9 protein-coding genes are annotated in these 13,902 nt (G+C 53.6%); 5 read left to right on the forward strand and 4 right to left on the reverse strand.

The window, feature by feature from the left end; all coding sequences use genetic code 11:
* Window positions 1-13 precede the first annotated feature (13 nt).
* From E7745_RS05395 to E7745_RS05410, 4 genes are all read right to left on the reverse strand, one after another.
* Window positions 14-2,980, reverse strand: coding sequence for a SusC/RagA family TonB-linked outer membrane protein (locus tag E7745_RS05395; RefSeq protein ID WP_136408450.1), 2,967 nt, complete (start codon window positions 2,978-2,980; stop codon window positions 14-16).
* Window positions 2,981-2,995: 15 nt separating this feature from the next.
* Window positions 2,996-4,597, reverse strand: coding sequence for a BACON domain-containing protein (locus tag E7745_RS05400; protein WP_124076011.1), 1,602 nt, complete (start codon window positions 4,595-4,597; stop codon window positions 2,996-2,998).
* Window positions 4,598-4,629: 32 nt separating this feature from the next.
* Window positions 4,630-5,607, reverse strand: coding sequence for a BACON domain-containing protein (locus E7745_RS05405; RefSeq protein ID WP_124076012.1), 978 nt, complete (start codon window positions 5,605-5,607; stop codon window positions 4,630-4,632).
* Window positions 5,608-6,148: 541 nt separating this feature from the next.
* Window positions 6,149-6,949 carry a DeoR/GlpR family DNA-binding transcription regulator gene (locus E7745_RS05410; protein ID WP_107031794.1) on the reverse strand — a complete coding sequence of 267 codons (801 nt, stop codon included), beginning with the start codon at window positions 6,947-6,949 and terminating at the stop codon, window positions 6,149-6,151.
* A 288-nt stretch (window positions 6,950-7,237) separates the two neighbouring features.
* Here E7745_RS05410 and glpA point away from each other — a divergent pair, with 288 nt between their 5' ends.
* Genes glpA through E7745_RS05435 form a run of 5 tightly spaced genes read left to right on the forward strand, consistent with a single transcriptional unit; the run spans window position 7,238 to window position 13,902 of the window.
* Window positions 7,238-8,908: an anaerobic glycerol-3-phosphate dehydrogenase subunit A gene (gene glpA, locus E7745_RS05415; RefSeq protein ID WP_240740372.1), complete on the forward strand. Its 1,671-nt coding sequence runs from the start codon at window positions 7,238-7,240 to the stop codon at window positions 8,906-8,908.
* Between the two features lie 12 nt (window positions 8,909-8,920).
* Complete coding sequence (glpB, locus tag E7745_RS05420) at window positions 8,921-10,192, forward strand: glycerol-3-phosphate dehydrogenase subunit GlpB (RefSeq protein WP_136408451.1); 1,272 nt, start codon at window positions 8,921-8,923, stop codon at window positions 10,190-10,192.
* Between the two features lie 20 nt (window positions 10,193-10,212).
* On the forward strand, window positions 10,213-11,460 hold the full coding sequence (gene glpC, locus E7745_RS05425; RefSeq protein WP_124076014.1) for an anaerobic glycerol-3-phosphate dehydrogenase subunit GlpC: 1,248 nt from the start codon (window positions 10,213-10,215) through the stop codon (window positions 11,458-11,460).
* A gap of 29 nt (window positions 11,461-11,489) precedes the next feature.
* Window positions 11,490-13,025: an MFS transporter gene (locus E7745_RS05430; RefSeq protein WP_240740373.1), complete on the forward strand. Its 1,536-nt coding sequence runs from the start codon at window positions 11,490-11,492 to the stop codon at window positions 13,023-13,025.
* Window positions 13,012-13,902, forward strand: coding sequence for an HAD-IIA family hydrolase (locus E7745_RS05435; protein ID WP_240740374.1), 891 nt, complete (start codon window positions 13,012-13,014; stop codon window positions 13,900-13,902). Before E7745_RS05430 ends, E7745_RS05435 begins: the two co-directional genes overlap by 14 nt.

Raw genomic sequence — 13,902 nt, forward strand, 5'->3', positions numbered from 1 at the left:
TATCTACCAATTTTTAGAATGTCAGCTGGAGACCGAATGTCCAGCGGGTGGTCTGCGGGTACATGTTGGTTGCGTTGCGGACATATTCCACGCCGGGATAGAGGCCGTTGATGCTCACTTCGGGGTTGTAGCCTTTGTAGCGTGTCCAGGTGTAGAGATCGCGGGCGGTCACGTAGAAGCGGGCGCGGGTCAGATATTTGTTCCACTTGCCGGTGTTGAGGGTGTAGCCCAGCGACACGGCGTCGATCTTGAGGAAGGAGGCATCGCTCAGGAAGTAGTCAGAGGTGATGCGGGTGTCGTTGATGGCGGCATTGTCGGTGTAGGCTATCTTCAGCACGTTTTCCTGAGAGTTGGTCTGGAGACCGTGGTAGAGGATGATTTCGCTGAACACATCGTAGTCAAGCCATGAGCGCAGATTGATGCCGAGGTCGAAGTTTCGGTAGCGGAAGTTGTTTTCCCATGAGATGATCGCCTTGGGGATCGCATTGCCCACCCAGTGTTTGTTGGCGTCGACGAGGTTGTTGACAGAGCCGTCTTTGGCAGGGACCACATTGTTGTCCTTGTCATAGATGAGCCACTTGCCGTTTTCATCGAGACCGGCATATTTGAAGAGCCAGAACTGACCGATTTTTGAGCCGTTGACGAGCTTCTGCTCATAGCCCATTGACGCGGGCATGGCCGAGGGGAGCATAAACGAGTCGCTGTCGCCGAGGTTCTTGATCTTTGTGGTGTTGTGGGAGATGCGGGCGGTAGAGGTCCATGTGAACTCGCGGCCCTGGAAGGGCACTCCGGTGATTTCGAATTCCCAGCCTGTGTTGGTGAGGCTGCCGATGTTTTTCATCACGGTGGTGTAGACCATCGGGGGGACGGGGGCGGCTACTTCGAAAAGCATGTCGTCCACGCGGCGGTGATACCAGTCGAATTTACCGAAGATGCGGTTGTTGAGCACCGAGTAGTCAAGACCGATGTTGAGCTCCTTCTTTTCTTCCCATTTCAGATCGGGGTTGATGTTTTTGGTTGAGCCGTAGCCGGGCTGCCAGATGCCGTTTGTGGGATACATGTCGTTTGACTTGTAGGTGCGCACTGTGTAGCCGCTTCCGAAGTCGTTGTTACCGGTGACGCCGTAGCCCACACGCAGTTTCAGGTCGTTGATCCAGTCGATTCCCTCCATGAAGTTCTCGCGTGAGATGCGCCATCCTCCGGAGACAGACCAGAAGTTGCCCCATCGGTTGTTTTTGCCGAATTTTGACGAGCCTTCGCGGCGGTAGCTCACGGTTGCCATGTATTTGTCGGCGTAAGAGTAGTTTGCTCGGCCGAAGAACGAGAGCAGGCGCTGGCGAGGATTCTTGTTGGAGGCCATTGATGCCTGGCCGTCGCTGAGGTCTGTGCCTGCGCTCATGTCCCAGGGGCCGATGCCGTCAACGGTGAAGTTGGCGTTTGTCATCTCGAAGCTTTCGGTGCCTTCGTTTTCATAGAAACTGTAGCCGGCCACGGCGTCGACGAAGTGTTCGCCGAATTCGCGCATATAGTTGGCATAGGCTTCAAACGATTTGTTGAGTGACTTGCTGAATTCATGGGTAGCCTTGCCGCGTTTGCTTGAAGTGACGCTTTCGCGGTGTTTCTGGTTGTAGTAGAGGTAATACTGATGCTGGCGCATGTCGAGGCCCATTGTGCCCTGCACGGATAGGCCTTTCATAAGGTTGATCTTGAGGGTTGCGTCGCCGAGGAACCACTGGTCTTTGGCCGAGTAATCTTTATATTCGATGTCTGCTACGGGATTCCAGGAGTTGCCGCCCATGCCTACGCCGTCAACATTGTAGTCAGAGGGGTTTGAGGGGTCCCACAGAGGTATGGTCGGGTTAAGTTCGATGGCTTTCTGGAATGTGTAGGACCCGTTTCGCTTATCGCGGTCGGCCTGGCGGAACTGGGCTTTCATGCTGAGTTCGGCAACGCCGTCCCACATGCGGTAGCGGCCGTTGATGCGGCCGGAATAGTCGGTGCGGCCGTCGCCACGCACTATGCCTTGCTGGTCGGAGTACATGAGCGAGGAGTAGAGCTGGAGGTCTTTGGTGCCGCCGGAGATGGTCAGCACATGGCGCTGGCTGAGGGGATTGTCGCGGGTGAGTTCCTTGTACCAGTCGGTGTCATAGCCGTAGTCCTGGCCGAGGCCGCGTTCGATGTATTCCTGAGAGGAGAGGAGGTCGAGGTGCTTGCGCACGCTTTCGATCGAGAGCTCACACGAGTAGTTGACCTGGGTCTTGCCTTCTTTGGCCTTCTTTGTTGTCACGAGGATCACACCGGCTGCGGCGCGTGTGCCGTAGATGGCTCCGGCTGATGCGTCTTTGAGCACGTCGATTGACTGGATGTCTTCCTGATTTATGGCGCGGAGGTCACCGCCGGGGATACCGTCGATCACTACCAGCGGGCCCTGGCCGGCGTTGACTGAAGCCACGCCGCGGAGCTGATAGCCGTTAGAGGCGTTGGGCGATGCGCTGCCTGTGGTGGTCAGACCTGAGATCTTGCCCTGGAGTGCGGTGGCGATGGTAGCTCCGCCGAGACCCGACATCATGTCGTCGGCGCTGATCGAGGTGATGGCCGAGGTCACGCGCTTTTTCTCCATTGTGCCGTAGCCTACGACGACAACCTCATCAAGCATCTTGTCGTCGGAGTCGAGTACTATATTATAATGTGTCTTTCCGGACTGAACCTTGACATCGGCCGGAAGTTTGCCTACATAGGTCACTTTCATTACCTGGCCGGGCTTGGCGTCGAGCGAGAAGTTGCCGTCGATGTCGGCTGCCGCTGCGAGCTTGGTGCCCTGGACTATGATTGTGGCTCCGGTCAGAGGTTCGCCGTCGGTGTCGGTCACAGTGCCGGTCACCTGCGCGGCCGCGGTCATGAATGCCGCTGAAATCAGACCGAGGAACAAGGTGCAAAACAATCCCTTGAGATTTCTTGCTGTGTTATGTCTGTGTTTCATTGTTGTCTGTCGTTTTTATTTGGTCTCGATTCGGGTTACTTTAAGATCGTCCATGAACCAGCGGTAGTAAGAGGTCTTTCCGTTGTCGGGATAAGTTGCCACTGACTTGAACCCGTTGTTGATGAACGGAGTCGCGCCGATGATGATCCTGGTATTGGCTGTGGCCCCTTTGACGGTCACTTTCATGTCGGTCCATGTCCAGGGGATGGTTTTGTCGGAGTTGTTGAAAGGTTCGAGTTCCTTGCTCTGTGTGGCGCTCACGCCGTCGACGATTTCGCCCTCGCCTTCGATCACAACTGAGACGGTCATCGGGTCGGTGCCGTTTTTGGCTGCGCGGAAAGTGACATCGACGTTGGCATAACGGCCGCCTTCAATGGGAAGGGCTTCTTTGATGGCGATTGCTGTCTGCGCGCCGCCTTTGTTGAATTTCAGATAGCCGTCCATTGCATAGATGACCTTGGCCGAGGCATTGTAGTCGGTGTATTTCCGGTTGAAGAGTGCGAGAACATCGTCAAAACCGTTGGTCTTGAAGTCCCAGGTATAGATATTGCGGGCATCGTTGGGCGCTCCGCCGTTGATGTTGCTTACCTGGTCGGCTCCGCCTTTGACCCAGGAGAAATCATCGTTGTAGTAGACGAAACCTACTGCCTTTGAGTCGGGTTCGGGGCGGTCTGAGAGCTGGAGCACAGGGGCGGTGAGCACAAGACCGTGGGCGGTGGTGATTGTGATGTAGTCTTCACGGGCGGCCTCGGTGTTGACTTCTGCTGTCAGAGTGACTTTGGTTTCTCCCGCATCGCCGCTTGACGGGGTTACGGTCAGCCACTGGGGTTTGGCGGTGAGTGTCCATGATTCAATGCAGCCTACGGTCAGCTCGGTGCTGAGGCCGGCGGCGTCAGAGGCGGCGAAAGTCAGTTTGCTTATGGGTTTGCCGTTTTCGCTGACGGAGAAGACTGTGCCGTCCTGGCGCACTGTGGTGTAGCGGGAAAGAGCACCTGCAGTGACGGTGATCCGGGCTTCGCGTTCGGCTCCGGTCTGATTGAGCGCTGCGGTGAATGAGATTTTTTCCTTACCGGCCTGGCCTGAGGTCTTTGACGGAGTTATCCAGTCGCAGCCGGCAGGCAGTGAGACGGTCCAGTTTGAATTGGTGTCAATGGTGAAGGCAAGAGTCTCGCCTTCGGCGGCATTTCCGAGGGTTGTCACGCTGATTAGTGCGGGCGATACGGCGAGTGTGCCTACCTTCTTGTTCTGGCTTACGGCCAGAAGCTCGGTCTTGTTGCTTCCGGAGAGTTTGATTTCAACGAATCCGGTGCGTGGATCTCCGGTATTCTCATCGGCAGTCACGAAGATCTTGTGGCTTCCGCGTGTGCCTGATTCTCTTGAAAGGTGTATCCACTCGTCTTTCTGGCTCACTTTCCAGCTGCCGCTTGTGTTAAGTGTCAGCGAGGGTTCTTCGCCTTTGTCGGTCAGGCCGTCGTATTCAAGAGTGAATTCGCGGTTGTCGGCTTTGAAATAGGCCGGTATCTTCTCGTCATCATCGTTGCAGCCCGTGAGCGCGAGTCCCAGACCTGACGCGAGGGCGAGTGCCGATGCGAAGATTAAATTTTTATGCAGTTTCATATCTGTTGATTATTCGGTTAATTAAAAGGATGTTATCGTTCGATACGTTCAACCTTGAGGTCGTCCATATACCAGCGGAATGTGCCGCTGTTGTTGATGCCGTCCTTGACATAGGTCTGTTCGCCGATGATGATTTTGGTCTTTGAAGATATGCCCCGGATGTTGACGCTGACATCTGACCAGGTGAGTTTGTCGGCTGACATTGCTACCGGGGTGCTGACAATCCGGGTGCCGGCCTGCGAGCCTCCGTCGATCGAGCCTTCGCCTTCGATGGCTACCACGACTGTGGTTTTGTCGGTGTTGTAGCGGGCGCAACGGAAGCTGACTTTGACGTTTGTCGATTTTTCAGCGGCGATGCCGAGGTTGCGGATTGCTATTGCCGTGATAGTGTTGGTCTTGTCAAATTTGATGTAGCCGTTCATCGTATAGACCGTCTTGGCGTTTGAGTTGAGGTCTTCATAGAGAGACTGGAATGTGGGGAGAGAGCTTGTGAAACCGTTGGCCTCATAATTCCAGGTGTAGATATTGCGGGCATCGCCGATGGTCTGGCTGCCGACATCATCGGTGCCGCCCACACACCAGGCAAAATCGTCATTAAAATATATGTGGCCCACCGGCATGTGGTCGTCACGGTCTTCTTCGAGGTTTTGAACCACGGTGATTGTCTCGCTCAGGTTTGATCCGGAGGTGATGGTTAGCAGACCTTTGCGCACGGCTCCGCTTTCATTCTTTTCGGCGAGAATGCTGACATTGACGGCGCCACGGCCTGTAGGTTTGTCGACCGAAAGCCATTCGGCGTCGCTGGTGACATTGTAGCCTTTGTTGGCGGTGATTGTGAGAGTTGCAGTCGCTCCGGATGAGAGGGTGCCGGTTCTGATCAGCTCCACTCGGTTCTGATCGACCTTCAGACGGGGCACTGCGTCTTCCGCGGTGTCATCAACACCACACGACGAAAATCCGACAAAGCATAGTGCTATCGCCGTGAGCGTTTCAAGGAATGGTTTTTTCATAAGGTTGATTTGGGTTATTTTGTTTTTTGTATTTTATGGTCGGGCATTTTCTCTATGCTGACAATCCGCAGATTTTGTTGTGGCCGGAAAATCCGGCGCAAAAAGGCCGGTTTAGTTTGTCCTGCTTGTCGGAAGTAGATTTTAGGGTTAGATTCAAGTTCGTTTTTGCTGTCGGCTGGAGAGTGCTGGAAGAGGCTTTTTAGTTATTTTGCCTGAGGAACAGTTCACTGGTTTGGTTTTGAATTTTGGTTGAAACGAAAGATTTTAGGTTTCAACTCGCAACAAAAGTATAATATATATGTTAATCTGCAAAATTTTTTTTGCACTTTTTTATCTAAATTTGGCTAAATTGCGTAATGGGTTGCAGAAAAACTTCTGTAAGGGTGTGTAAGTTGTTGTTTTCGGGCTGTGTTTCGGGATGGAATGTTGCCTTTCGTTGCGAAAGCGACGTGTGTTGCTATGGCGCTGATGTGTCAGGTCCGGGGTATGAAGAAGGGAGAGTGTGGAGAATGAGCTGATGGTCCGGCGGGCTGCTTCAGAGTCAGATCTGAGAATCTATGCCCGGCGCGGTGTTTTTGATGTCGATGATTTTCAATTCGATACCGAGATCCTCAATGGCCTGACTGATTGTGGGAGGTATGTTCGAGTCGGTGATAATGGTATCTATATCAGTGATATTGGCTATCTTGCTGAAGCCGCGGCGGCGGAATTTCGACGAGTCGGCCAGAACGATGGTCTTCTGTGCCGTGCGCATCATCACCTTGTTCAGGTCTGCTTCGCGTATATCAGTGGTGGTCAGGCCGAAGTCGAGGTCTATGCCGTCTACTCCAATGAACAGTTTACTGCAGCAGAATTCGCTCAGCGGGGCTTCGGCATGTTTCCCTACCACTGAGAGACTGCTGTGGCGCAGGGTGCCTCCGAGCTGGATCACTTCTATGTTTTCGTTGGTGCCGAGATACTCCGACACTTTCAGAGATGCACTTATCACGGTCAGCCGATGTATCGGCTTGATGCAGCGGGCAAAGGCCAGTACTGTGGAGCCTGAGGCTATTATGATCGAATCGTCCTGAGTGATCATCGATGCGGCTTCGCGGCCAATCAGTTCTTTCTCTTTGCGGGCAAGTTTTTCTTTCTCCAGAATGGAGCGGTTGTTGATATACGGGTTGATCAGTACGGCTTTGCCGTGACTTCTATAGAGCTTGTTCGCACTTTCGAGTTCGGTGAGATCTTTTCGGATCGTAACCGCTGATACGTCCAAGAGTAACGACAGGCTCGAAACCGGTATGGATTCATGGCGGATGAGAGTCTCAAGGATCAGGTTATGGCGTTCTTCTTTTGTCATATATATTAAGGTATAAAGAGATATGTGTTGTGTCAGAGACAAATGTATTAATTATATTTGAAAATTCACATATAATAAGTTAAAAAACTTTCATGAATACGGACCTCTATCCGGAGGTCTGTTAAAAAACAGCTCTATTTTAACATTTGTCATTGCAAAAATATTTTGTTTTTTAATAAAAGATTCTTACTTTTGTTGCGAAATCAAAAATATTATGTTTCGAAAGCAATTCGAAATCTGGCGTAGATTGAATTCTTCTCCTTTAAAACTAATCCGGTTAAACCCCATATGAACATGAACCATTGCAAAGAGCACTATGACATAATAGTGATCGGAGCCGGCGCTACCGGTGCCGGAACAGCCCGCGACTGTGCTATGCGCGGTCTTTCTGTATTGCTGGTAGAACGCTTTGACTTTACAGCCGGCGCTACCGGCCGCAACCACGGGCTGCTTCACAGCGGAGCCCGTTATGCCGTCACCGATCAGGAATCGGCCAGCGAGTGCATAAAGGAGAATATGATTCTGCGGCGTATAGCGCGTCACTGTGTGGAAGAAACCGGAGGCCTGTTTGTCACGCTCCCGGAGGATGATCTGGGCTATCAGAAGAAATTTGTGGAATCATGCCTGCAGGCCGGCATCAACGCCGAGGTCATAGATCCGGCCATAGCCATAGCAATGGAGCCTGCGGTCAACAAAGATATAATAGGTGCGGTCAGAGTGCCTGACGGTGCCATCGACCCATTCCGGCTTACTACGGCCAATGTCATGGACGCGCGTAATCACGGAGCGGATATTCTGACATATCATGAGGTCACGGATCTGCTGATGGAGTCGGGGCATGTCAGCGGAGTGGAGCTGCGCGAACAGCGCACCGGTCAGAAATTCAAGGTCCGCTCCTCGCTTGTGATCAACGCCGGAGGCATATGGGGGCAGCGTATATGCTCGATGGCCGGCATAAAGGTGAACATGTTTCCGGCCAAAGGCGCCCTGCTGATATTCGGCCACAGAGTCAACAACGTGGTCATCAACCGTTGCCGCAAGCCTGCTGATGCGGATATCCTCGTGCCGGGTGACACCATTTCGCTCATCGGCACGACTTCGAGCCGGATTCCGATTGATCAGGTGGACAGAATGGATGTCACCGGTGAAGAGGTAGATGTGCTTCTGCGCGAGGGCATAAAGATTGCCCCCTGTCTGGCCTATACGCGAATTCTCCGCGCCTATGCCGGAGTGAGACCTCTGATAGCGTCTGACGATGATCCGTCGGGCCGCAGCATCAGCCGTGGCATAGTCTGCATGGACCATGCCGTGCGCGACGGAGTCGAAGGCATGATCACTATTTCTGGAGGCAAGCTCATGACCTACCGCCTGATGGCGGAATGGGCCTCCGACATGGCCTGCCGCAAACTTGGAATAGAAGGTCGCTTGTGTCGCACGGCCGAGATCCCACTTCCGGGATCGGAAACTCCGGAGCCGGAGTCCGGAGTCCGAAAGCGCAAATCACATATAATCGAACTGAGCACAGACCAGAAAGCCGCCCAGGGGCGCCACGGCACCATGAGCGCAGAAATCAGCTATAATGCCGATGAGGATGATGTTCTTGTCTGCGAATGCGAGCAGGTGTCAGTAGGGGAGATCAAATATGCCATTAAGAAACTCCATGCCGACAGCCTGATCAATCTCCGCCGCCGCACCCGTATGGGCATGGGCACCTGCCAGGGCGGATTGTGTGCCTGCCGAGCGGCTGCCATACTGAGAGACGAGACCGGAAATCCGCCGGCGGCGCTCGAAGACCTCGCAAGTTTCATCAACGAGCGCTGGAAAGGAATGATGCCGGTGGCATGGGGGCAGACTCTTGTCGAGGCCCAGTTCATGGCCTGGCTATACAGAGGGGTCTGCGGACTTCAGCCTCAAGAAGAAGCCTGCGAGTGTGTGACAAACGAAAATGCCGACCGATAAAAAATAATTCCGATGAAATACGATACCATTATAATAGGAGGAGGTCTCAGCGGCCTCATGGCCGGAGTGAAACTCGCACGGTCAGGCAGCAAAGTCGCAATCATATCTTCCGGGCAGAGTGCTCTGCACTTCTATTCCGGCTCTTTCGGGCTGCTTGGACATGCCGATGGCAAGGAGCTGCTTCATCCGCTTGAGGCTATAGGAACTCTGCCCGCCGGACATCCTTATTCCAAGATTGGAGCGGAGTCGATCCCGGCTCTTGCCGATGATGCCAAACAGATCTTTGCGGATGCCGGGCTGACATTCATCGGCGACTCTTCAAAAAATCATTTCCGCCTTACGCCGCTTGGACTGTGTGAGCCTTCCTGGCTTACGATGGATGACTACGCCACATGCGAGAATCCGTCGGAAACCGGATGGCGCAAGGCAACGATCATAAATTTCAAAGGCTTTCTTGATTTTCTACCCGGCTTTCTTGCCGACGGACTGAAGAAACACAATCTGCCCTGCGATTATGCCGAAATAACGCTTCCGGCCATAGAGCGCCTGCGCAGAAACTCCTCCGAAATGCGCGCTGCGGCTATAGCCAAAGTGCTGAAAGGCCCGGCGCTTGAGATGCTTGCCTCCGAGATCAACCGTGCGGCCGGAAACTCCGATGTGGTATTCATGCCTGCAGTGGTCGGGATTGATTCCGAGCAGCCGGTCAGAGAGTTGCGCTCTATGGTGATACCCAAGTTGCTGTGTGTGCCGGTGTTGCCTATGTCGGTCTGCGGGATGCGCTCGCAGATACGTCTCCGCCGTTATTTCGAACAGCTCGGAGGCACTTATTTCCTTGGCGACAACGTGACCCGCGGTTACATGGAAGGCCCTGCCCTTAAAGAGATAGAAACCGCTAACCTCAGCGGCATGAGCCTGCAGGCCGACAATTTCATTCTCGCTACCGGGAGCTTTTTCAGCCAGGGGCTTGTCGCTGAGCCTGACCGCATCTATGAACCGGTGCTCGGAGCTGATGTCGAGGCTCCGTCAGACCGCAGTCTCTGGTGCGGAAAAAGCATTTTCGACAATCAGCCCTACATGCAGTTCGGGGTGACTACAGACCGTGACTTCCATGTGATGTTCAATGGTGTTCCCGCCGGAAATGTCTATGCAGTGGGTGCCATTCTCGGCGGATCGAACCCCATACGCGAAGGATCGGGTGGTGGGGTGGCCATACTTTCGGCTCTTCAGGTGGCACGAAACATAATTGCAGCCGGCCGGGCAGACAATTCAGAAGCCCAAGCCTAACAGTAAAACCAATTTTCACGATGGAATACCAGATAAAAAATATCAGTCCGAACAATCTCGAACAGTGCATAAAGTGTACGATCTGCACTGTCTACTGCCCGGTGCTCGCCGTAAATCCCGACTATCCGGGGCCGAAGCAGGCCGGGCCTGACGGAGAACGTTACAGACTGAAAAATCCAGAGTTTTATGATGCTGCGTTGAAATATTGTCTCAACTGCAAGCGCTGTGAGGTGGCCTGTCCGTCAAACGTAAAGATCGGTGACATCATCCAGACCGCGCGCATCAGATATGACAAGCGTCAGGTTTCACTGCGTGACCGCATGCTTGCGAGCACCGATTTCATGGGCAAGATGGCGACCTCGATGTCATTCATTGTCAATACGGCTCTCAGGATGCCGCTGACCAAAAGCGTCATGGACTTTACGCTCGGCATCGACCACCACAGAAATTTTCCTACCTACTCTTCAGAGACATTCGAGTCGTGGATGCGCCGCAAGGCTCCTGACCAGTCGAGTTTTCCACGCCGGCTGTCATATTTCCACGGCTGTTTCGTCAACTACAACAATCCGGCGCTCGGCCGCGACTTTGTCAAGCTGATGAATGCCATCGGCTACGGAGTCAGCCTGCTGGAGAAGGAGCGCTGCTGCGGAGTGGCCAAGATCGCCAACAAGATGGTTGACGAAGCCAGGCGCGATGCCCGTCTGAACATCGGGTCGATCCGGAAGGCCGTCAGCCAGGGCCAGCCGGTCATAGCAACCAGTTCGACCTGTGTATTCACCATTCGTGACGAGTATCCTCATCTGCTCGATGTGGACAATGCCGACGTGCGTGACAGCATCCTGCTTGCCACCGCCTTCCTGAACCGTCTTGTGGATGAAGGACGGGTGAAACTTGTGTTCCGGAAAGACTATCGCCGGCGCATCACCTATCACACCCCCTGTCATATGCAGAAACTCGGATGGGCTATTCATTCCGTGTCGCTGCTCAGGAGCATTCCAGGCCTCACTCTTGTGCCGCTTGAATCGTCGTGTTGCGGAATAGCCGGAACCTATGGATTCAAAAAAGAGAACTACGCCTATTCACAGGCCATAGGGCGAGAGCTCTTTGACCGCATCATTGAAGCGGGTGTCGACCTTGTGGCCACCGATTGCGAGACCTGCAAGATGCAGATCGAGATGAGCACCGGGGTTAAGGTGGAAAATCCGGTGACTATCCTCGCCGAAGCCCTTGACGTGGAAGCGACGATGAAAGCCAACGGTGTGAAATGAAAATATAGCCTCTTAATACCAAATCAGATATGTCGACTGAAAACATTTATGCCGGATGGAAACCGGAAGTGGTCAAGCAGTTCAAGTCATGGCAGATGCGCACCATAGTTGTCTCCATGATCGGCTATGCGATCTATTATTTTGTCAGAAAGAATTTCTCGATCGCCATGCCCGGCCTAACGGCGCAATACGGCATCTCAAACACAAGTTTCGGAATTGTGATCGGTGTCGGATCGCTGATCTACGGCCTTTCGCGTTTTGTCAACGGCTTCATTGTCGACCGTTTCAGCGCCCGCGTCATCATGGCCGTCGGCCTGCTGCTTTGTGCCGCCTCCAACTTCATGTTCGGCTTCGGCGTCAACATCAGCTCTTGGATCACAGGCGTGGACAGCGAACCTGATTTCATCAACATGCTGATCATGCTGATGGCAGTGACCATAGTCCTCAACCAGTATTTCCAGGGAGTGGGCTATCCGCCGTGCGCACGTCTGCTCCCGTCATGGATCCACCCCTCGCAACTGGCCACAAAGATGTCTATCTGGAACACCTCTCACTCTATCGGCGCTGCCGCGGCAGTGGTGGTCTGCGGCTATATCATGGGCACTATGGGGCGTGACCTTAGCGGAAATCCTGAGATCATACAGACCATTGCGGCAAACCTCAATCTCGATCCTTCTGACAGCGAGCATATGAAGACCATTCTCAGCTATGCTTCCCACTGGGATGCCTGGAAATGGTGTTTCTGGCTTCCGGCCTGTCTGGCTGTCTGCGGAGCTTTGTGGCTCTATGTCGGCCTTCGTGACGATCCTCGCTCTGTAGGCCTCCCTGAATTGCCCGGCACCCATACCGGAAAGTCAGATGCCAAGGGCGGCAAGACTCCCTCGCGCGGTAAATTCCTCAAAGCTATGGTGTGGACCAACCGGTGGATATGGACTCTCTGCATAGCCAACATCTTTGTCTATGTGATGCGTATGGGCATTCTCGACTGGGGCCCTAAATTCCTGACCGAAGCGCGCAACATGTCAATCGAGGATGCAGCCTGGTCAGTGGGCGCTTTTGAAATCTTCGCTATAATAGGCACCATTTTCGCCGGATGGGCCACAGACCATATTTTTCATGGCAAGGCCCACCGGATGTGTTTTGTGTGCATGGCTTTAGCTGTTGTCTTCATGGGGATCTTCATTATGTTCCCCGGACTGCCGATAATAGTCTCCACGCTATTCCTTGCTATGGCCGGATTCTTTATCTATGGCCCCCAGGCTCTGATAGGCATAGCCTCTGCCAACCATGCTACTAAAGAGGCTTCGGCTACAGCCAACGGCCTGGCCGGAATATTCGGTTATTTCGGATCTTTCGTCTCTGCAATCGGTATCGGCATCGTGGCCGACCGCTGGGGATGGAACATGGTGTTCTATATAATTATCGCCGTAGGCATTCTCGGAGCGCTGACATTCATCTCAATGTGGATGGCTCCCCGCGATGGCTATGCGCGCAGCAACAAATTTTATGAAGAACAGGAGGCTATTGACGGTCTTCACGAAGGAGAAAGCCATGAAAGCAAATGACAGTCTGACCGCCGGATGCGCCAACTGGATCTCACCTCTTGACCGCGAACGCCTTATGGAGGCATGTCGCAAGGTGCGCCATGTGGCCCTTGATATGGACGGTACCATCTATATGGGCGCCACGCTATTTCCGTTCACACTTCCGTTTCTTGAAATGCTCGAAGCCAACGGCATAGGGTATTCGTTTCTGACCAACAATCCGACCCGCAGCATCGCTGACTATCTTGTCAAACTCGAACGGCTCGGAATCAAGACCGGACCGGATAAAATGTACACTACAGCAGTCGCTGCCATTGACTATCTCAAAGCCAATATGTCCGGCGTCAGAAAAATTTTCGCTCTCGGCACCCCCAGCATGCTTGCCGAGTTTGAGGCCGCAGGCTTTGAGATCGCCCCTGTGGAGACCGGCGTGCTGCCTGATGCCCTGGTGGTGGCATTTGACACCACTCTGGAATATCCGCGCCTCTGTCATGCCGCATGGTTAGCTTCGAAGGGAGTCCCATATATAGCCACGAATCCTGACAGAGTCTGTCCGACTGACCAGCCTACTGTGCTCGTGGACTGCGGCTCGCTTTGCAGCGCGATCGAATATGCCACCGGGAGGCTGCCGGATATTGTGATCGGGAAGCCCAACCCCGACATGCTTTCAGGCATACGTCACCGTTACGGCCTTGCCGCCGACGAGATTGCCATGTGTGGCGACCGCATCTACACAGATGTGGCTATGGCCCGTAACGCCGGAGCGCTCGGAGTGCTGGTGCTTTCAGGCGAGACAACACTTGAAACTGCGCTTGCATCCGATCCTATGCCCGACATTACGGCAAAAAGCATTCTCGAATTCGGCGAACTTCTGCTCGAATCCAGAAATAGTCTCTAA

The sequence above is a fragment of the Duncaniella sp. C9 genome (assembly GCF_004803935.1).
Lineage (GTDB): Bacteria > Bacteroidota > Bacteroidia > Bacteroidales > Muribaculaceae > Duncaniella > Duncaniella muris.